Below are 21,648 nucleotides of genomic sequence, written 5' to 3'. Positions count from 1 at the left end.
CATTCCGGTACCAACATCATTCTTCCCCGTGATTACAACAGGGGAACAGGCGTTTTTTCACCTGGAAATTCCCTCGGGCTCCGACCCGTCTCCGACCCGTTTCCGACCCGGCTCCGACCCGTTTCCGACCCGGCTCCGACCCGGCTCCGACCTGGCTCCGACCTGGCTCCGACCCGGCTCCGACCTGAACCGTGAAAACACCCTGCGGAAAAGGAGTTTTTAGGGTAGGGGAATATCCAGGACGGTCAGGCCATTGGTAAGGTGAAAGCCATGAAAACCAGCTTTTTGTGCTCCTTCGATATTGACGAGGGTGTCGTCAATGAAGAGGGTTTCGGCAGGCTGGATGCCTGCATCGGCAGCGAGGGCGTGGTAAGATTCCACATAGGGTTTTCGATGGCCAAGGATATGGGAGTAATAGGCCTTATTGAAGTATTCATCGAAAGGCTTGCCCGGGTAATGCAGGCTGAATTTTTCCTGGAAGGCATCGTAATGGATGGCGTTGGTGTTGCTATACAGGTAGACCTGGTATTTTTCACCCAGGGTTGATAACCAATCGATCCTTTCGGCAGGAAAATCCAACAGCATGGCATTCCAGGCCACAAAAACCTCTTCCCTGCTTGCTGTAAGGCCTGTCTGTGACCGGAAATGATCCAGGAATTGCTGTTGGCTGATCCTGCCGGTCTCCAAGTCCTCGAATAGGGGTGAGGCTTTGAATTGGGAGAAATGATCATGGAAATTGGTCAGTCCCAGTTCGGCAAAAGCCGCTTCAGTTTTGGGATAACTTAAATTGAGCAGCACCCCGCCCAGGTCCAGTAGTATGTTCTTGATGCCTTGCATGCCGGCAAAGTTAGGGACCCAATGAAAAATGCAGGCAGAGAACCGGGCAAAAGAAAACGCAGGATCCAAGGACCAGGACCCTGCGTTGAGATTCAGAACCTTAACACTAGTTATTTCTGCCAATTCACCTGACCTGATTTCAGGTCCCTCGCGTTGCCGCCAATAAAGATGGTGAAATCACCAGCTTCCCAATCGTATTTCAATTCATGATTGTAGAACTTCAGGTCTTCCGGGGTAATGGTAAAGCTTACCTGCCTGGATTCACCCGGCTGGAGGGAGATTTTCTGGAATCCCTTGAGTTCTTTCAAGGGGCGCGTATTGGTTCCCACCACATCCCTGATATAAAGCTGCACTACTTCCTCACCTGCATATTTTCCCGTATTGGTCACGGTTATACTGGCAGTAAGACGCTGGTTCCCTTTGAGCGATTGGCTGCTCAGCTTGAGGTCACCATAGGTGAAGGTGGTATAGCTCAGTCCATAGCCAAAGGGATAGAGTGGTTCATTGGGAACGTCCAGGTAGTTGGAACGGAATTTCTGGAACCATTGTCCGTTCAAAGGACGACCGGTATTCTTGTGGCTATAGTAAATCGGCACCTGACCAACATTCATCGGGAAGGTGGCAGTGAGTTTACCGGAAGGGTTGATATCCCCAAACAGTACGTCGGCAATGGCATGGCCCGCCTCTGAACCACCGAACCACACATTCAGGATAGCCGGGGCGATCTTATCAACATCAGGTATGGCAAGGGGACGACCGGTGAACAGAACCACCACAACCGGCTTGCCTGTCTTAACCAATGCCTGGAGCAGGTTCACCTGGCTTTGAGGGAGTGTAAGGTCAGACCTGCTGGAAGCTTCACCCGTCATTTCGGCCAGCTCACCCAGGGCCGCCACTACCACATCAGCCTGTTCAGCAGCAGCAAGCGCTTCCCGGATCATTACATCAGCGGGGCGGTTATCCCTTTCAAAAGGTTTACCAAATATGCTGGTCCTGACTTCCAGTAGGGAATCTTCCGTAACATTGGCGCCTTTCGCGTAAAGCACCTTGCCATTTGCTCCCAGCACCTCCTTTAAACCTGCAAGGAGGGAAATGGGCTTGGTCACATCAGCAGCAACGCTCCAGGTACCCACCATATTCTCTTTGGCATTGGCCAGGGGTCCTACCAACGCAATGGTCCCTTTCTTCTGGAGTGGCAGCACCTGTTGCTGGTTCTTCAACAACACAAAGGATTTGGCAGCGATCTCCCTTGCTTTCCTGCGATTGGCTTCGTTAAATATCTCCGTGCGGGCACGATTCTCATCGCAATAGCGATAAGGGTCTTCGAACAAACCCAATTTATATTTGGCTTCCAGCACCATCCTGCAGGCGCGGTCTATATCCGCCACTGTCACTTTACCCTCGTTCAGGGACTTCTTCAGGGTAGTGAGGAAACCCTCGCCTACCATATCCATATCAAGTCCTGCTTTCAGGGCCAGGGCAGAAACCTGCTGGAGGTCGCCCATCCCATGGTCGATCATTTCGTTTACGGAAGTATAGTCGCTCACCACCATTCCCTTGAAACCCCATTGCTTTCGAAGCACATCTGTCAACAACCACTTATTCGCAGTTGCCGGGATGCCATCAATTTCATTGAAGGAACTCATCACGCTTCCCACGCCCGCATCGATCGCTGCTTTATAGGGAGGCAGGTAATCATTGTACATCCGAACCCGGCTCATGTCGGTGGTATTGTAATCACGGCCAGCCTCTGCGGCACCATAGAGGGCAAAATGTTTCACACAGGCCATGATGGTATTGTTATCGGCCAGGCTTTTGCCCTGGTAGCCCCTGACCATGGCTTTGGCGATCACTGAACCCAGGTAGGGGTCCTCCCCTGAGCCTTCAGAGATCCTTCCCCAACGAGGGTCGCGGGAAACGTCTACCATAGGCGAGAAGGTCCAGTTCAGCCCATCGGCACTCGCCTCCTGGGCAGCTATCCGGGCACTCTGCTCAATCAGGTTCATATCCCAGGTACTGGCCAGTCCCAGCGGGATCGGGAAGATGGTCTTATAGCCATGGATCACATCCAGGCCGAAAATGATCGGGATCTTCAGCCTGCTCTGGTTGACCGCCAGCTCCTGTATCTTCCGGATCCGGCCAGGTGAGGTCACACTGAATATCCCGCCTACCTGTCCCTTCCTGATCTTGGTATCAACATCCGTACTCACCACCGAGCCGGTTGTGGCTTCGCCGCCAACCACCAGGTTGAGCTGCCCGATCTTTTCATCGATGGTCATTTTTTTCATCAACCCATCGATAAAGGTTTTCATTTTCTGTTGTTCGCCCGTTTGCGCCTGGAGCACACCGGTACTGAACATGAACAGGGCTGCTGCCCCTACAATTCGAAAAGTCCTCATATCTGCTGTTTGTTTACTTGATCAATTTAGGTTCTATTTCTCTCTTCCAGATGGCATATCCTTTTGGGTTCATGTGAAGCCTGTCGTTCACAAACAGGTCTTCCATCGGAGCCCCATCAGCATTTAGCATCTTACTAAATACATCCACAAAGGAAGTCCATTTCTTCTTTTTCAGGAAGGCCTTTACCCCGGCATTCACTTCCATCATTTTAGGGAAAAGGTGTTGACGGCTTGGACTGGGTTTGAGGGAGACGAAGGTCACCTCTGCTAAAGGCAAGCGGGAACGGATGATGGAATACAGGGTTTGAAATCTTTCGATCACCGTGGCAGCGGAAACGGTATCTGAGGCGGCCAGGTCATTCTCGCCACAATAGATAACGATCTGCCTGGGTGAATAGGGAAAGATGATCTCATTGGCATACCTGATCAGGTCGGGAAGGGATGAACCCCCGAATCCCCTGTTGATGATCCTGTGCTTCGGGAAATAGTCCTGCACATCTTTCCAATAGGTAAAGGAAGAACTGCCAATGAAAAGGATCTGGTTGGCAGGCGGAGGCGCAATACTGTCCTGCCGCTTAAAAGCCTGGATATCCCTGAAGAAAGGCGGTTCCTGGGCGAACCCTGAAACCACCAATAGGGAAAAAACCACAAACAGGTATAAGCGTTTAACAAACATGGTCATTTGGATTCAATTGTTTTAAAGCGATTGGAAATGCCATTTTCATTAATGGCCTCAATAGTAAAATAATAGGTCTTCTCCCTATCCATTCCCTTGAAATAGTAATCATTGGCATCATGGACCATGATACAATTATAAAGTTTATCAGGATGGGTGCCATAATAAATGTTATAGGCATAAGCGTCATCCACGGGCTTCCACTTGATCCAGGCACTTCGCTTATCCTTCTCCGTGCGGAGGATAAAAAACTGCTCCACTTCCTCAGGTGCCTTGCCATTTCCCTTCCCGAATACCCTCAACCCACTTATTGCAAACTTCCCGGTAGGCATATGGACATTCTCCATCCGTATATACCTGGCCTTAACAGGATCCTTCAACTCAATATAATCATGGGGAACATCCTTTTGGTTGGTGGTTTTATCTGCCAGCACAGACCATTTCCGGCCATCAACGGAATACAACAACTTATACTGATGGAAAATATCCGTTTGCTTGCCCAGGAACTCCGCGTCCTGGTCGGCATAATTCACCTGCACAGCCTGCACAGTGCACAACTCACCCAAGTCAGACTCCACCCACTCCCCTTTATTGCCGGTGGCGGCACTCCAATAGGTTTTTATACTCTCATCATTGATATGGTTGGCCCTATAACCGCCAAGTGTAGACGAAACCCTCACGGGCTTCTTATAGTTCAGTAACATCCAGCCTGTAAACCTTGACTTCAGGTGATCGGTCTCACCATCAGGAAGGTAATGGGGATAATCGCCAAATGCCGTATTCGTATACATCACACCATCCCTGTCAAAGCCTGCCGGCCAGATACCATTGCGACGCTCGAAATTATTCTTAACGCTGATGACCATGGTGGATACATGCCAGTAGTTATTCCATTTGTCCTGGTAGGTTGCACCATGGCCGGCACCCCGCGCGAAACCACCAGGCTTAGAACTAACGGGATCAGATTGCGGAGTGAAGGGCCCTAAAGGGGAATCACCCACCACTACACCATCGGCATAACCACTGAACTCGGTTCCCGGCGCCGCATACTGTAAATAATATTTGCCATTATGCTTGGTCATCCAGGCACCCTCCATAAAAGGATCCAGGAAGGTATTGTCCTGGTATTCCCCGAACCTATGCCAGCCATACCGCCAATCTTCCAGCAGGTACAATTCCTTACGGGCGCCTTTGGGCTTAAAGGTCTTCCTGTCCATTTCAACCCCATACAAAGGATAACGGTTGCTGCTCCCATTGTACATATATAGTTTCCCGTCATCATCCACAAAGAATGCAGGATCCCAGCCTCCGATTTCCAGGGAATCAATGGCTTCCTTCCATTCATTGGCCTTGGGATTGGTACTCATCCAGATCGGGAAATTGGAAGCATAGGTTGAACCGAAGACCAGCAGGGTATCACCCTGCACCCAAACTGCCGGGGCGCACAACTCATCATATACCTTATGGTAGGGCTTGAGGAATTTCCTGGAAATAAAATTCCAGTTCACCATGTCCGGGCTCCACCAATACCCCCATTGGTTGGTAGAGAAGAGATAATAATCATCCTTGTACCGTACTATGACCGGGTCCGCCGTAGCCCGATGCCTGCCCCATTCAGAAAAATTTGGGATTGGGCAATACCCATAATCAATATTGATCGGATTGCAATAGGTCCGTTGCTGTGCCTTCACCTGCAATGCGCCTACTATCAGAAGTAGCATGGTCAAATACCTGAACCTGATCATCATCTGTTTGCAAATAATTTTTGGTCAAGACTATATTTCCCTGGCCCATAGAAAAAGAACAATAAGCCAAGCATTACAAAAAGAAATGGATGTTGCTCCCCATAAAAGATATTTCCTTTCCCCATACCGAAACAGATCACCAGCATGGTTAGGATCATGGGGAATATCGCGATCCTGGTGAACAAGCCCAGGGTAATCCCTATCCCCGCAACCAATTCTGCCGCCTTGCCCAGGTAGGCCATTGTTTCCGGCGCAGGGAAATGAAGATCGGTCAGCCATTTGGCATAATCCTGCATTTGCTTCGCCTGGAAGATCTCCCATCCATGGTAGACCATGAACATTCCCGTGAGTATGCGAAGTACTGCTATCCCCGGCTCCAACCAGATCCGTTTACCGGGAGAAAAGAAATCATTAATGGCCATAGATCAAAGATTTAATTTTTTCATTTCAGCAACCGCGCGGTCTACAGCCCTTGCTGTAAAAGCCATGTAAAGGATGGAAGGACTCTGGTTTCCGGTACTGGTCATGCAGGCCCCATCCGTAACAAAAACATTCTTACAGGCATGCATCTGGTTCCATTCATTCAGCATTGAGGTTTTAGGGTCCCTACCCATCCGCACCCCTCCCATCTCATGGATATCCAATCCGGGCGCCTGCCTGGAATCATGGGCAATGATATCATGACAACCGGCAGCCTCCAGCATGGCCTTCCCTTGCTCAAGGAAATCCTTCACCATCTTCTCATCATTCTCATCATAGCCAACTGAAGTAACCAACAAGGGGATACCCCATTGATCCTTCTCCGATTCACTCAGCCGAACATGATTGGCTTCCTTTGGAATCGTCTCACCCTGCATATACATGTACACCCGCCATGAACCCGGCTCTATGACTGCCTCCTTGAGTGATGTGCCGATCTCCACAGACTCGGTATCTGTTCGTTCCCGGTAGGCACCGCTGAAGATGACATAACCACCAATGAAATCAGTGTCCCGCTTACCAAGGTTACGGAAATTGGGGATGACGCATTCCGCCGGCTTTCGCGCATAGTAGTATTTGTCACGAAAACCATCAATCGCCCCATTCATGTAGCCGCGGTAATTGTGGAAGCAGATGTACTTACCCAATACGCCACTATCATTTCCCAACCCATTGGGAAATCGGGAGGAGGTGGAGTTCAGCAATATGAGGTTAGTGTTCAACGCAGATGCATTCACAAAAATGATCCGGGCGTAGTACTCGGTCATTTCCTTGCTAACGGCATCAACTACCCGAACACCGGTTGCCTTTCCCTGCTTCCCGTCATAAATTATGGAATGTACTACGGAGTGGGGACGAACAGTAAGGTTGCCCGTCTTAGCTGCCCAAGGCAGTGTAGAGGTAACCGAACTGAAATACCCACCGAAAGGACAACCCCGCATGCATAGGTTGCGGTTCTGGCACTGCGCCCTTCCCTGTTGCTGGTGCAACGCTGTTGGCTGGGTAATATGCGCCCACCTGCCAGAAATATAATGCCTGTTAAATTTTTCTTTCAGCACTTTCCGCATATGTTCTTCCACACAATTCAGCTGATAGGCCGGCAGGAACTCGCCATCCGGCATGGCCGGGATATTCTCCCTGTCGCCGCAAACCCCTACAAACTGTTCAACATGGCTATACCAGGGCGCAATATCCTTGTACCTGATGGGCCAGTCAACTGCGAACCCGTATTGTTTTGGCGCATTGAATTCGAAATCACTCCAGCGCTGGCAACTCCTTCCCCAGGTAAGGGATTTGCCCCCAACCTGGTAGCCCCTGATCCAGTCGAATGGCTTCTCCTGGATATAAGGATGATCCTTGTCCCTGATGAAGAAATGGGCAGTATCTTCCGCAAACCCGGCGGCCTTGCTGATCAATGGGTTCTCCTTCAGGAATTGAAGGGGCATATATCCCCTGTGCTGCATTTCCCAAGGATGCAGGTTCATGGTGGGATAATCCTTGAGGTGCTCAATATTCCTGCCCCTTTCCAATACCAGGGTTTTCAGCCCTTTCTCGCAAAGTTCCTTGGCTGCCCAACCACCACTGATACCACTGCCAATCACTATGGCATCATAGTGTTGCGGAGTGGCATTTGGTTGGTTTGTGGCAGAATTGCCGGGCATAGCCTGTTGGTTTTGGTTATAGAATGGTCAATACAGGATCGAACTAGCCGGGAAAATAGGGACTGGTGAATCCCAGCTTTCTTAAGCCACCCTGAATTTCGGGAATACTCATGAATAATTTCCACAAAAGACCGCTGCGATAGTTCTCGATCATCACAATGATGGGACCCTGGTCGATCGCCAGGTGGGATTGCGCATACCAATTCCTGGATTCACTGAAGGCATCAACAAAACCATACTCACCCCATATTTTATCGCCCAGATCAAAGTAAAAATGCTTCAGGGCCTGCATGGAGTATTCAGGGGTGTAGGGGAAAGCGGATAATGCAGCGGTAGGACTGATCACACCAAGGTCTTCCGTCGGGGAATGGGCCGCATAACCTACATAGCTGTCGCTGGCCGTGAGCCCCCAGCATTGCTCGCCATACCCTTTATATCCTTTAGGATTACGAATGCAATGTTCGCGATTGATGAGGGTGTGGTTGCGGTTCAGTTCCCAATAATTGGCATACCTGTCCTTCAATCCCCTGGGGTCCAGGCCAAGGAATGAATAATGGGTGAAGAATAGCGGTCCCCCATAGTCGAAACCGAGTTTCAAGGGGATGCCATAATATTCCCTTTCATTCCTGAAATGGTTGCTATTGGCCCAACATTTATGGTATACCGAAGCCGGTATGCTATGATTGGGGGAAGATGCTGCCAGCACATAGGTGATCAGGGCCTCGTTCCAGCCACGCAGGTCAAAGTCCATAGCCCAACCGTTATTGGGGCTCCAATGCCAATACAGCAGGTTTAGGCCACCCCTGGTATGCCAGTTCCATTCCACATCATTCCAGAGCCAGGTAATGCGGTTACGCAATTCCTGCTCCTGTTGGTTTCCACCATTGAAATATTGCCGGGCTGTCAACAATCCCTGGAAGAGAAAAGAAGTCTCCACGAGGTCGCCGCCATCATCCTTGGAACTGAAAGGAATGGTCCTGCCGGTAGCCCCGTTCAACCAATGCGGGAATACGCCATGGTAGCGGTCCGACTTGGCCAGGAACCTTACCATCTTCAGCAAATGCTTAACGGCAGTATCGCGACCGATCCAATTCCTTTCGGTTGCCACCACAATGGACATGATCCCAAAACCAGTTCCGCCGGTTGTCACCACTTCAGCACCATAATCGAATGCAACATTACTCCGCTCCCTGGCGAGGCCACTCACGGGGTGGGCAAAATCCCAGAAATACCGGAAGGTCTGCCGCTGCACCAGGTCTAACAATGCAGAATCAGAAAGTCCGGCAGGCCTGGCCACAACAGGCCTTACCGGTTCTTTCTTTTTTTGTGCATACAAATAACACCCGACTAAAACCAAAACAACTATCGTAACTAACTTTTTCATTTCAATTTCATTTAGAGGTATGGCGCGGAAAAGCCAAGGGTCTTCATACCCTGCTTCACCTCAGGGCAGCTGGTAAAGAGTTTCCACAACAAGCCTGAGCGGTAATTTTCCAGCATTACCACGATTGGGCCCTGGTCGATGGCCAGGAAGGAATTGGCATACCAGAGATCTTTAAGGGAGAAAGCATCTACAAAGCCATACTCCTTGAACAGCTTATCGCCCATCGTGTAGTAGAAGAACTTCAGCGCATTCATCGATTGCTCCGGGGTAAAGGGCATGGATGAAATAGCAGCAGTAGGAGCGATCACGCCAACATCATTGGTTGGCGAGCTCGCTGTATAGCCACCCTGGATATCACTGGCCGTGAGGCCCCAGCAAGTATTACTGTACCCATAATATCCTTTGGGGTTAGCTGCGCAATAACTAAAGTTGACCAGGGAATGATGTTTTACCTGGGTAGCATAATTCGCATAGGCATCACTGAGACCATTGGGATCAATACCCATGAAGGAATAATGCGACAGGAACAATGGGCCTCCATAGGCAGGCCCGAGCGGCAGGTTGATATTGTAATAATTGGAACCATTGATGAAGCCAGCGCCCCCATTGTTCGCCCAGCCATTCTGGTATACGGAAGCAGGGATGCCATAGCTGGAAGAAGATGCTGCCAGCACATAAGTGACCAGGCATTCATTCCAGCCCCTGACCGGCAGGTTCATTTCCCACCCATAGCCTGGGCTCCAGTGCCAGTACAGAACGTTCTCATTGTTTCTCCTGAACCAATTCCATTCCACTGCATTGCAGATCGCATTGATATCACTGCGTAATACAGTTTCCGCCGGATCCACCCCGTCAAAATATTGGCGGGAAGTCAGCAGGCCCATTACCAGGAAGGAAGTCTCCACCAGGTCCGCGCCATTATCCTTTGTGCTAAAGGGGACTACGGCACCGGTGATGCCATTCATCCAGTGTGGATAAGCGCCATGGAAACGCTGGGCGGTGTTCTTGAGAAAGCCTACGAGCTTTTGCATCCTGCCAAGCCCGTCGGTCCTGCTGATAAATCCACGGTTGATGCCCGTGACAATGGCCATGATCCCAAATCCGGTCCCACCCGTCGTCACCACATCACCAGAACTGTTGCGCTCCCTTGCCATACCACTTACGGGATGCCCAAAGTCCCAGAAATATTTGAAGGTCTGCTTTTGCACCAGGGTCAATAGACTATCATCGGCTATCAACGGGAACTTGGCCGTCGAATCCATCCTGGTCACCAGTAACTTATTGACGGAAGAAATAAAATTGCCTCCACTGGCCGACTTCAATTCACCTGATATCGTGAAATTATACCGGGTGAGAAAGCCCAGGTTTGAAGCGGGTTTCACAACCAGCACGGAATCTTTCTGTTCAAGCGTTGTAGTCAGGGCAGGCAAACTTCCATCACTGCTGCTAAGCTTAACAGCATTTGCCACTGTAGCTGGATTTACAGGCTCCGTGAATTTCACCCTGATAACAGGACGGTTACCGAGATTATATTCCAGGCCATCCCAGGGCTTCCCTTCCAGAAATACAGACTGGGTTTTGACCTGCCGCGGATTGACTGGCGCGGGAGGGTCCGCCTCATCCTTGCCACAACTTGTTAACAAGCATATGGAGGCCGCTAATAAGAATTGCAATTTATTCTTCATGGTCAATGGCAGAGGCAATTGATTCATATTGGTGATTAATTAGGCCCTTCAATAAGCACAGTTTACCAGACATAAGTAGCTACAGATGCAGGAGCCTGGCTGATGGACGCATATTTACCCTTGTAGCCAATGGATAATTCAGCACTCCTGGAGGACTCATTCAATACGATCATCACCTTCCTTCCATCCGGGGTTAAAAAGGCAACATTGGGCAATGTTCCGTTCAGGTCGCTCGCAATGCGCTTAGAACCCGCCGGAACAAATTTTGACGCGTGTGCAATGATGTAATAGGAGACATTGCGCGCAACGCCTGCAGGGGTAACGGTCAGGGCACCGCGACATTCGGTACAACCACCGGGGGTATGGGGACCGAATGTTGGATCATTGGCCAGGTTCCATTCCAAGGCTATCCTGCTCCAGTTGCGAACGGTCCCAATGATCACATTCTTGGTATGCCATTGAAGGTCACCATCAAATGTTCCCCTGGAACCGGTCCATTGCTCAGTGAAATAGAGGTTGCGGTCGGGATGGGCATTCCTTACTGTACTCATGGCACTCACGTCACCTGCGTACAAATGGAAGGCCGACCCATCAATAAATGGTTTTGCCTTGGAATCATTCAGAACGGTAATGGGATAATCGGGCCTATCCAGGTTATGGTCATAGATAATGATCTTAGTTGTAATTCCTGCCGCCTTGAATGCAGGCCCCAGGTGGTTGCCTATGAAGTCGGCCTGTTGAGCCGGTGTCATTACCAGGCTCGGGTTGTTCCCTCCATGAAGCGGCTCATTCTGAGGGGTGATGGCATGGATGGTAATGCCTTGTGCCTTCATGGCCTGGATATACTTCACAAAGTAATTGGCATAAGTGCCATAATACTGTGGCAGTAACCCTCCCCCAACTGATTTGCCATTGTCCTTCATCCAAACCGGTGGACTCCACGGAGAGGCCATCAGGGTAATATCCGGATTTATGGCCAGTATCTTTTTGAGCAGCGGAATGAGATCAACAGTATCCTGTGCAAGACTGAAATGCTTCAGTTCCGGATCTACCTGGCCGGCAGGCAGGTCATTGTAACTAAAGACCTCAGCACTCAGGTCTGATGCGCCAATACTGAGCCTGAGATAGCTGACACCAATACTGTTCCCGGCCTTTCCAAACAATTCCTGTAAAAGGCTATTCTTTTCAGCTTCCGGCATGCGATTGATCAGGTAGGCGCTTCCTCCCGTCAAGGTATAACCGAAACCATCGATACCCTGGAAGATGGTCGCACTATCCACATTGATCAATTGGCCACTACCCTTCTTGTCCGAGAAGGCAATGACTGGCTGTTGTTGCAGTAAGGCCGATTGGTCCGCCCTGGTCAGCCAGGAAGAAACCTTTACCGCATTGGGAAGAGGATCAGGTTCACCGGGGCTCCCGTCCTTTGAACATCCCGCATAACAGCTAAAGAAAACAGTGGATGAAAACAACAAAGCAGCTAATCTGTGTTTCATAAATTAGTTAGTTTTTTGTTCCAGGAATACGATAGGTGTATTGTTACGGGCCAGGGCCAGTGAGTGATGCCCTGCTTTCCCTCTTATCCATTTCAGGTCACGGGTTTCACCAGCTATACCTGGCAAGGTGCCATTGACCCGCCATTGCCTTGCCTTGGGGTCGTAGCTGAAAAAAGTCGGTTGCAACGCATCGTAGCGGCCTTCATAGGGTGTTACGTTAAAGAAATTTCCTGCCGCAAGAAACCCTGTTCCCCCTACAGGTGCCAAATTGGCGAAGCACATCAAGGGAGCCAATTGCAAAGCATCGGGCAAGGCCAGTTGCTGAAATCCTCCCTTCCCATCGTTCAGGAAGCAAGTGGAAGTTAGGGTTTCTGCTTTCAATTCCTTGTAGTCCTTGAAAAGGTCATAGAAAATATAATCGACTGTCTTGCCGGCCACCTCACCATAGGTCAGGTAGGCTTTCTTCAGGACAGGAAGGGCACGCTCCAGCTCATCCTTGGCCAGGAAGGGATATTCCTTCCCATCAATGGTATAGGCCATCACCTGCTCAATGGAGCCATTCTTATCAAAATCCTTTACATAGAGCTTCAAAGGGCCATTCTTTCCAGCCCAGAGTTTGGAATTCTTCCCCCAGTTACCTGCTAGAATATCCATGTAACCGTCACCATTCACGTCGGCGGGATACAAAGACTGCCAAAGACCAGTGGACCCCGTCACAGCCTGTTTCATGAATTTCCCTTTCCTGTTCATGTAGAGGGTGAGCTCCATCCATTCGCCGGCCGCTATAAGGTCGGGCCAGCCATCCTTGTCGAAGTCGGCCGAAGCCACTGTGGTCACCATACCCAACTGACCAGCATCGATCATAGAAATTGGCGCCAGACTAAAATTGCCTCTCCCGTCATTCAGCAAAAGCCATGAGGAAGAAGCGATCCCGTATTGCCGGGAGTTGGCTAACCCGCCAACAAATAAATCTATATCACCATCCTTATCTACATCGGCAGCTGTCACAGATGATTTATTGGTCAACTGGGTAGGAATAGGCGAAGCAGATAATTCAAAATGCCCATTCCCCTTATTGAGATAAAGCCGGTCTGCCAGCCTTGGGTCGCCATCCTCGTATTGGTTTCCACCACTCACTACATAGAGGTCCGGCTGCCCATCATTGTTGGCATCAAAAAAGAGGGCATCCACATCTTCCGAGAAAGCTGTTGGGTTGAATACTGCAGTATCTGCATTAACAAAACTTCCGTCAGGCCGCTGGATCAGCAAGGCCCCAGCCTGTTCAAGGGCGCCGCAGGCATACATATCTTCCAGCCCATCACCATTCACATCAGCCACTGCGATCCTGGGTCCGCGCGTCGACTGCCCATGTGGGATCAGGTACTGTACATTATGGTCAAAGAAATTATTCTCATGGTGAACCCATGAAGTGGATTGGCCATTTGGCACCAATGGCAAGGCAGTAGCAGGGAACCACTTATTGTAATCAAACTTATCCTTTGCTGCTGAATGGTCGATGACGAGAAACTGTGCAGGCTTTACTTGTTTAAGCAGTTGGCATCGCTGGTCGGGCCATACTACCAGTAAACTATCGATGACAGCATCTGAAGCGAGACCGAAATGCAGGCGAAGGTCGGAAGCCGATTGAAATCCCCTGGTGGGCATGAGCTGCTGGTATTGCAAGCCCTTTGAGGTGTAGAGATAAACCCTGGCCCCGATACCGGATCTATTCATGCCTGTTCCCTTAAAGGAAAGGTTTAAAAAGTTTTTATTGGCTGTGTTGTTGCGAAGCACAGTTGCCTTTGCATTCAGGGAATTGATCAGCAGGTCGAGGTCGCCATCATTGTCCAGGTCGGCATAAGCGGCCCCATTGAAATAGCCTTTCATTGAAGCCGTCCCCCATTCTTTACTTACCTCCCTGAAAGCCATCTGGCCATCTCCCGTGAAAAAGAAAGGATGGGAACTGCCATCCGGCATCGCTTCGATGGCCTGGTCGTCATAAGCATCTGTCCGGTTCATTCCCTTGTTCCTTTCCAAATCAGAAACAAAGCGGATATAATCCAGGTCAACTGGTCTTTTCACAATGCCACTTGAAATAAACAGGTCCTTATTGCCATCATTGTCAAAATCAGCCAGTAAGGGAGACCAACTCCAATCTGTAGCCGAAATTCCCGCAGCAAGGCCGAGGTCACTGAAACTTTCACCATTACCATTATTACGCTGCAGGCAGTTACGGGAGAACTGGTGCTGGTAGCCATTCATCTCCAGCTTAACTTTATATACATCCGGGTTCTCATCGCTGCCATAGGTCTTCAGGGTCTTCTCATCAGGAGGCAACATGTCTACGGTCACAATATCCGGCTGGCCATCGTTATTGTAATCGGCGATATCATTACCCATGCTAAAGCGACTATAGTGCCTGAAGTGTTTCGATCCGCTTTCAGTAAAGGTCCCGTTGCCATTGTTGACATAATAATAGTCGTTCTCATGGAAGTCGTTGCCCACATACACATCTTCCCAACCATCATTGTTGAGGTCGGAAATGGCTAAGCCCAATCCATAACCGAGTTTGCTCTGGTAAATGCCCGCCTCCCTGGAAACATCAGTGAACTTCTTCTGACCTGTATTCAATTCATTGCGGTAGAGCCGGTCACCAGACAAAGGATCGATCCCCCTCCTGTTGGAAGTATCGATAATATTCGCGTGGGGTTGTTTGGATTGGTTAAGCAGGTAGCAGTCCAGGTCACCATCATGGTCATAATCAAAAAAAGCCGCCTGGGTAGAAAGCCCGGAGAAGTCCAGGCCATATTCCGGGGCTCGTTCAGTGAAACTACCATTGCCATTATTGATGAAGAGTTCATTGCGACCGTTGAGGCCAAATGAATTGCCAATGGCACATACGTAAATATCATTGAAGCCATCGCCATTCACATCGGCAATGGTCACACCGGTATACCAATCTGAGTTACCAGCGACACCTGCCTTCCCTGTAATGTCTTCAAACTCGAAACCGCCCTTATTAAGATAGAGCTTATTGTTCCCACTGCTGTTGGCGGTAAAGAACACATCAGGTAGTCCATCATTATTTATGTCCCCGGTAGCCACTCCGCCACCATTATAGTAGTAGAGATAATACAGGATATTGAAGCGTTCCTTCTTTTCCAGGTTATTTTCAAAACTGATGTGGGTGGTAGAAGAAGGCATGCTCGTGAATAATCCTTCCTCCTTTCCGGAGCAGGAACTGACCAACAGGATGCCGCATAGCCATCCTGCGCAAACAATCGATGGAGTTTTTCCATGAAAGAACATGGGCGTGAATTTTCAGGAGCGTAAAATAAAGGGCTGATACACATTCATGATCAGCCCTTTTTTCTACTGCTACGCTTTGCTACTTAGCTATTTTGAAGTTGTTTACTTCTTGCCGTTGAACAGGGCCTGTACATCTGCCGCTGACAGTGGGGAGGCATATAACCTGAATTGATCCAGTGCGCCTTTCCAGGAAGCCGCCAGCCAATCGTCAGAATCGTAATTGGTGGAAGGACCTGCACCAATGCGCACCTCGGTGATCTTGGAATCATCGAAATTCAAAGCGCCATGAGGCTGGTCTCCTACCATCCATTTCCTGGTCTCCGGATTGGCTGCTCCATCAACATAAAGGGTTGTTTCGCTGCTACCCGCGTTATACACTACTGCAATATGGTGCCATTTGTTATCCATAATTCCAGGAATGGTTTTTCCTCCTTCCCAGGTGAACCATGCGTCCTTCATGTTCTTATCTACGAACATCACTTTTACCGCACAACCATCATTGTTTCCTTCCAGGAAAACCAACATGCTTGCACCGGACCAGTGGCCATTGGAAGATTTGAGGCAGATGACATGCCCCGGACCATTGCCGCCCTTGTTGTTCTTGGTTTGTCCATCATGCTTGTACCAGAAAGCAATGGTAGCGCTTTCTGCCAGCCTTGCCCAGTCATTGGGCTTGGCATACTTGATGAACTTCTGGTTTACACCTTTTACGGCCTTACCACTAATACCATCAACGGTCTCAAATGGATTGTCGGAAGCAAAGTTGGCCCTGATGCTATCCACCGCATTCATCAGCGGATTGCTGGTGGTGCCATCAAATGCCGTATAGAATTTCAAGGGACCCCCAGGAGGGTTGCTGTCCTGGGTGTAATCGCCTAATTCAGGCTTATCCATCTTCTGGCAGGAGAAGAGGGTCATAACCATTCCGGCAACCGCAATTGCCTTACCGGGAATAATCGATGCTATATTAAGTTTCATTGTTTAGGTTTTTGATGATGACGGATTCAGGATCAATAGTCTGGGTTCTGGATCAGGACACCACCTGAGAAGTCGATCGCAGCCTGGGGAATTGGATAGTATTTGTTCTTCGGCTGGTAACCCAGGGGTCCGAGCACCTGCTCTGCCAATCCCCAGCGCACCAGGTCAAAGAAACGCTCACCTTCCATAGCCAATTCTGCCCTGCGTTCGTTCTGGATCACTTTTATGAACTGGTCCTTATCAACATAAGTCACATCTGGCAAGGCAGTAGAAACACTACCACTATTACGTGCCCTTCTCCTCACCATGTTCACCCAATTCACGGCATCAGCAATATTCTGTGCCCCACCTACCTGCGTGGCAGCTTCAGCCCCCATCAACAGCACATCTGCATAACGGATGATGCGTTGGTTGATCCATCCACCCTGGCGATTTGCCGTATAGGTTTGCATGGATGGTTCCGGGTAAACTTTCTTGTTCCAGTATTTACGCGGGATCGATGGGTATTGAGGCAAGGTTTTGCCAAAATCATCCTGCTCGCCTGAATAAAGGATGGTAGCTTTTCTGCGGGGATCGTTACTGTCAAAGCTATTGTAGAAGTCAACCAGCGATTGCGTTGGCGTATTCCAACCCCAACCCAGGTCCCATTCGCCTGAACCACGGACACCCTGGGCAACGGCATACCAGGAGGTGTAAGAATCTGTACCATTGGCACCAATAGTAGCCTGGATCTCAAATATGGACTCCTTGCTGTTCTCGCCGGCTTCCAGCCAGATATTCTTGAAAGGTTCTACCAGTCCGTAACGAGGGTTGGCGATCACTTCGCGGCAAAGGTTCAATGCGGTGCCATAATGTCCCGGATTGGTTCCTGCCCTGAACAAGTGGGTCTTCGCAGCCAGTGCCTTAGCAGCAGCCCTTGTCAGCCTGCCCCTGAATTTCTCAGGCCATTCTTCCGGCAGGTAGGCAATGGCTGAATCAAGGTCGGCATCGATCAATGCATAGATCTCGGATTCAGGAGACTTGGGAACCTTGGAGTCTGCAGGACTGTACACGCGGAAGTCGATCTTAGGAACCTGGCCGAAAGTGCGCACCAGGTCGAAATAGGCAAATGCCCTGAAGAAACGGGCTTCGCCGATGTTCTTTTTGGAGGCCTCATCAACCAGTCCTAATGAGTCCGCCAATTGCAAAGCCGTATTGGCCTGCCCGATCAGTACATAGTGCTGGTCCCAATAGATGGTAGGCGCCCAGTGGTCCTTGGCATACTGGAACTGGTCGAAGATCACTCCCCAGTCAGCACCATCAGCAGGACTGCTTCCTTTTTCTGAGTCATCAGCGCGGAAGCCATGCATGGCCAGCCAGGGAATACCGCCGAAGGCCTGGCCTGCAACGTCACCATTCCTTATCGCACCATACAATCCATATACCTGTCCTTCCAGGCCTCCCTGGTTCAGGTCATCCAGCGTAGCCGTCAAGGGCTTTCTGTCCAAAAAGTCTGAGCAACCTGAAAGGAGCATTAAGAGCGGCAATGCCATTAGCATAGCCCTGATACTATTCTTAATTCTACTCATAGTTGTAAATATTTTAGTCAATTAAAAAGTCAGGTTGATACCACCGGTCAGCACGCGGGGAAGCGGACCGTTACCATTGTCAATTCCGAATGAAGTAGCTGTACCGCCAAACTCTGGTGTATAACCGGAGTTGTTCTTCCAGGTCTTCAGGTTCTGGGCGTTGAAGTAAACGCGCAGTGATTTAACCCTCAGCTTCTGCAGGGTAGCGGTACTGAAGTTGTAACCGATCTGCAGGTTCCTCAGGCGGAAATAGCTTCCATCCTCGATTCCATAGGTAGAGGGCAGGCGGTTGATGGTGTGGTTATCACCAAGGATCGGATCCCAGTTCGAAGTACCTTCACCATGCCAACGGTTCATCTTGAATTGGGGATAGTTGAATTTGGTGAAAGGCAGTTCTGAACTACCCCAGTAGCGATAGATCTCATTGCCATAAACACCGTTGAAATCCACACCAAAATCGAATCCCTTATAGCTGGCGGAAAGATTCAGGCCATAGCTGAAGTCAGGGGTCGGGTTACCGATCATGGTCCTGTCGCTCGCATCGATCTTGCCATCATTGTTGATGTCCTTGTATTTGAAATCACCGGGACCATACTCATAACCAACAACCGTTGGGGATTTCAGCTTATCGGCATAACTCTGGTAAAGACCCTCCACTACATACCCGTAGAAATAACCGATGGGGTAACCTGCTTCTGTCATGTTAGGACGCTCTTCGGATGGGGGGATCTTGTCGTTGCCCAGGAATAGCACCTTGTTATTGAACGTGGTGAAGTTACCACCGATGTTCACGGTCAGGTCCTTGGTCACCTGCTGGGTCCAGCTGGCTGCCAGTTCGATACCATTGTTCTTCACCTCGCCTACGTTATCCAGACGCTGACGGCCGGCACCCACATTGATGATGGTCATTACATCCTTGGTGAGCTTATCGTAGTAGGCAGCTTCCACATGCAGCCTGTTCTGGAGGGCATAGAATTCAACACCCACTTCCTTCGCATTCACCGTTTCCCAGGTAAGGTTACGGTTAGGCTCATACGCTAATGAATACGCCGGTACGATATTGTTTCCGAAAATGGCAGTGTTGCCTGTTTGCAGCGCGGGATAGAAAGGATAATCATATCCATAGGTGTTCTGAACACCCAGGATACCCCATGAGGCCTTCAGCTTCAGGAAGTCGAAGAACTTCTGGTTCTGCATGAAACCTTCCTGTGTCAATTCCCAAGCGGCGCCTAGTGAATAGAAATTCTTCCAGCGGTTATTGGGGGAGATCTGCGAAGAACCATCCCTCCTGAAAGAAGCATTTAACATGTACTTACCCTTGTAGTTGTACAGGGCACGCACCAGGTAGGACATGGTAGCTTTTTCCCACTGGGCTGATGAAGAACGCCTGGTGGTAGGATCGCCGAAACCATTGTCTACGTACCAGAAGCGGGGATCATCAGGAATGGAATCACCCGGATCGCGCTGGCGTACGCTGCCAAACAACCCTTCATAGTTCTGGTAGTAGGTAGTGAAACCACCACTGGCAGTAAGGCCATGGTCACCGAAATTATTCTTGTAGGTAAGGATATAATCCTGCTGGTACTTGTTCCAGCGCTGGGTATTCTGGTCTACGGATGTCAACCTGTTATTGGGATCCTTGAACACCTGGCCAGTTTGCCCATTAGCCGGGTTGTACATATAGATGATCGGGTTGTACCTATTCGTGGACAAAACAGACTTATCAGCATACCAGGTAGAGCGGAAGCTGAATCGCTTGGCGAAATTGATCTCGGCAAAAACACTTCCTACAAACCTGTCTTCAATGCGCTTCTCCTTGTCCCACTTGTTTTCCAGGTTCATCAGGGGGTTACCCATCTGGCCAGCCTGGATAGCGAGCTGGTTGTACACCCCGAACTGGTCATTGAAGGGTTCAGTGATGGGAAGTACGCGACGGGCATCAAAGAGCAATCCGTCAGCCTGGCTGAAAGGCAGCTTCTGGCGGATACCATTAAAGGTGAATCCTACCTTGAAAACCTTATTGAACTTGTATTCATCATTGATGGCAATATTGAACTTCTCCAGCTTCTCATGCAATACCACACCTTCATCGGAGAGGTAGCCAACACCCATATAGAACTTGTTCTTTTCTGAGCTGGCGCTAACGCTAAGGTTGTTATTGGTAAAGAATGCGGTCCGGGTCATTACATCGATCCAGTCGGTATTGCCGGTCCAGTTGGTATAATCAAAGCGCTGTTCAGCGGGAACACCAATATTCGCCTGCTCTTCGTCGAAGAGCAACTTGAATTCTTCAGCATTCACCATGTCGATCTTGTCCACCAGCTGCTTGGTACCAAAACTGGTATTGAAGTTCACGAGGGTTTGACCAGCCTTGGCCTTCCTGGTAGTGATGGCGATCACACCGGAAGCACCACGGATACCGAAGATGGCGAGGGAGGAAGGATCCTTCAGCACTTCAATGGATTCGATATCGGCAGGGTTGAGGTAATCGATATTGTCGTTGAAGATACCATCCACCACATAGAGAGGTTTTACCGCACCGATACTAACAGTACCACGTATGCGAATATCTGGCTCCTTGCCCGGGGTACCGCTGTTCACCACACTAAGTCCTGCTACCTTGCCCTGGAGGGAGGAAACGGGGTTGGCGTTGGGCTTGTCGGCCACTTCCTTTCCGGCGATCTTGGTAATGGAACCGGTGAGGTCGCGCTTACTGGCTGCACCATAACCGATCACCACCACTTCATCACTGATCTTTACAGACTGCTGCAGGGTTACATTGATAATGGTCTTACCGGCAACAGGTACATCTACCGCATCATAGCCAACAAAGGAGATCACCAGTACAGCATCATCGGGAACAGTGATAGCGAAATTTCCGGAAGCATCGGCATAGGTGCCCACATTGGCACTTCCTTTTACCCGGACAGAAGCGCCCGCGAGCGGCTCACCGGCAGCGTTCACTACGCGACCGGTCACACGCGCCTGCTGGATCTCGAACCCTGCGGTCCTGATCACCACGAGGTTGTTCTCGAGGACCTCGTAACCCAGGCCGGTGTTGGTAAGGATCTTATCCAACAGCTTTACCACTTCTTCATCTTTAGCGTCGACATCGATCTTCGCGGATTCACTTAGCAAGGCCTGGTTGTATAAGAATCGGTAACTGGATTTCCTTTCGATCACCGAAAGGGCTTTTTTAAGGTTCACTCCTTCCAGTTTCAGGCTAACCTTGGTCTGGGAGAACACTCCGGCGGACACCTGCATCAGGCCAAGTAGCATCAAGAGTGCGGTTAATTTCATGATTCTGGCAAACTTTAACATCATGGGATGGCGCAGCAATACCTTCCCATTTGAGGGTTTTTTCATACCTTCAGCAATTAGGGTTAAACAAATAGGTTTATCAACTTTTGCACGGGTTGATCTAAAGCCT

The 21,648-nt window shown here is 49.8% G+C and carries 13 protein-coding genes; all 13 read right to left on the bottom strand.

Going from position 1 to position 21,648, the window contains the following annotated elements:
- Positions 1–219 precede the first annotated feature (219 nt).
- Positions 220–837 (bottom strand): HAD family hydrolase, encoded by a 618-nt coding sequence (locus KJS94_RS15380; protein ID WP_214448547.1) that lies wholly within the window; start codon positions 835–837, stop codon positions 220–222.
- Between the two features lie 110 nt (positions 838–947).
- The gene (gene bglX / locus KJS94_RS15375) at positions 948–3,236 is read right to left on the bottom strand and encodes a beta-glucosidase BglX (protein ID WP_214448548.1); all 2,289 of its coding nucleotides are present in this window, start codon (positions 3,234–3,236) and stop codon (positions 948–950) included.
- 13 nt (positions 3,237–3,249) lie between these two features.
- Positions 3,250–3,918, bottom strand: a complete 669-nt coding sequence (locus KJS94_RS15370) for a GDSL-type esterase/lipase family protein (RefSeq protein ID WP_239804185.1) — start codon at positions 3,916–3,918, stop codon at positions 3,250–3,252.
- Entirely contained in the window at positions 3,915–5,633 is a 1,719-nt protein-coding gene (locus KJS94_RS15365) for a family 43 glycosylhydrolase (RefSeq protein ID WP_239804184.1), read from the bottom strand. The genes KJS94_RS15370 and KJS94_RS15365 overlap by 4 nt, the downstream gene beginning before the upstream one ends.
- Positions 5,634–5,656: 23 nt before the next feature.
- A complete protein-coding gene (locus KJS94_RS15360; protein WP_214448550.1) occupies positions 5,657–6,079 on the bottom strand; it encodes a DoxX family protein in 423 nt (140 codons plus the stop codon).
- A gap of 3 nt (positions 6,080–6,082) precedes the next feature.
- The gene (locus KJS94_RS15355; RefSeq protein ID WP_214448551.1) at positions 6,083–7,798 is read right to left on the bottom strand and encodes a GMC oxidoreductase; all 1,716 of its coding nucleotides are present in this window, start codon (positions 7,796–7,798) and stop codon (positions 6,083–6,085) included.
- Positions 7,799–7,841: 43 nt separating this feature from the next.
- Positions 7,842–9,182 carry a glucoamylase family protein gene (locus tag KJS94_RS15350; RefSeq protein ID WP_214448552.1) on the bottom strand — a complete coding sequence of 447 codons (1,341 nt, stop codon included), beginning with the start codon at positions 9,180–9,182 and terminating at the stop codon, positions 7,842–7,844.
- Between the two features lie 11 nt (positions 9,183–9,193).
- Entirely contained in the window at positions 9,194–10,894 is a 1,701-nt protein-coding gene (locus tag KJS94_RS15345) for a glucoamylase family protein (protein ID WP_239804183.1), read from the bottom strand.
- Positions 10,895–10,929: 35 nt separating this feature from the next.
- Positions 10,930–12,363, bottom strand: coding sequence for a glycoside hydrolase family 30 protein (locus KJS94_RS15340; protein WP_214448553.1), 1,434 nt, complete (start codon positions 12,361–12,363; stop codon positions 10,930–10,932).
- A 3-nt stretch (positions 12,364–12,366) separates the two neighbouring features.
- A complete protein-coding gene (locus KJS94_RS15335; RefSeq protein ID WP_214448554.1) occupies positions 12,367–15,672 on the bottom strand; it encodes a VCBS repeat-containing protein in 3,306 nt (1,101 codons plus the stop codon).
- Between the two features lie 102 nt (positions 15,673–15,774).
- Positions 15,775–16,650, bottom strand: a complete 876-nt coding sequence (locus tag KJS94_RS15330) for a LamG domain-containing protein (protein WP_214448555.1) — start codon at positions 16,648–16,650, stop codon at positions 15,775–15,777.
- Positions 16,651–16,682: 32 nt separating this feature from the next.
- Positions 16,683–18,218, bottom strand: a complete 1,536-nt coding sequence (locus tag KJS94_RS15325; protein ID WP_214448556.1) for a RagB/SusD family nutrient uptake outer membrane protein — start codon at positions 18,216–18,218, stop codon at positions 16,683–16,685.
- 21 nt (positions 18,219–18,239) lie between these two features.
- Positions 18,240–21,584: a TonB-dependent receptor gene (locus KJS94_RS15320; RefSeq protein WP_214448557.1), complete on the bottom strand. Its 3,345-nt coding sequence runs from the start codon at positions 21,582–21,584 to the stop codon at positions 18,240–18,242.
- Positions 21,585–21,648: the final 64 nt, after the last annotated feature.

The organism is Flavihumibacter rivuli, from assembly GCF_018595685.2.
In the GTDB taxonomy this organism is placed as follows: domain Bacteria; phylum Bacteroidota; class Bacteroidia; order Chitinophagales; family Chitinophagaceae; genus Flavihumibacter; species Flavihumibacter rivuli.
Note: the sequence above shows the minus strand (reverse complement) of the source record. Positions and strands in the feature narration are given on the sequence as shown.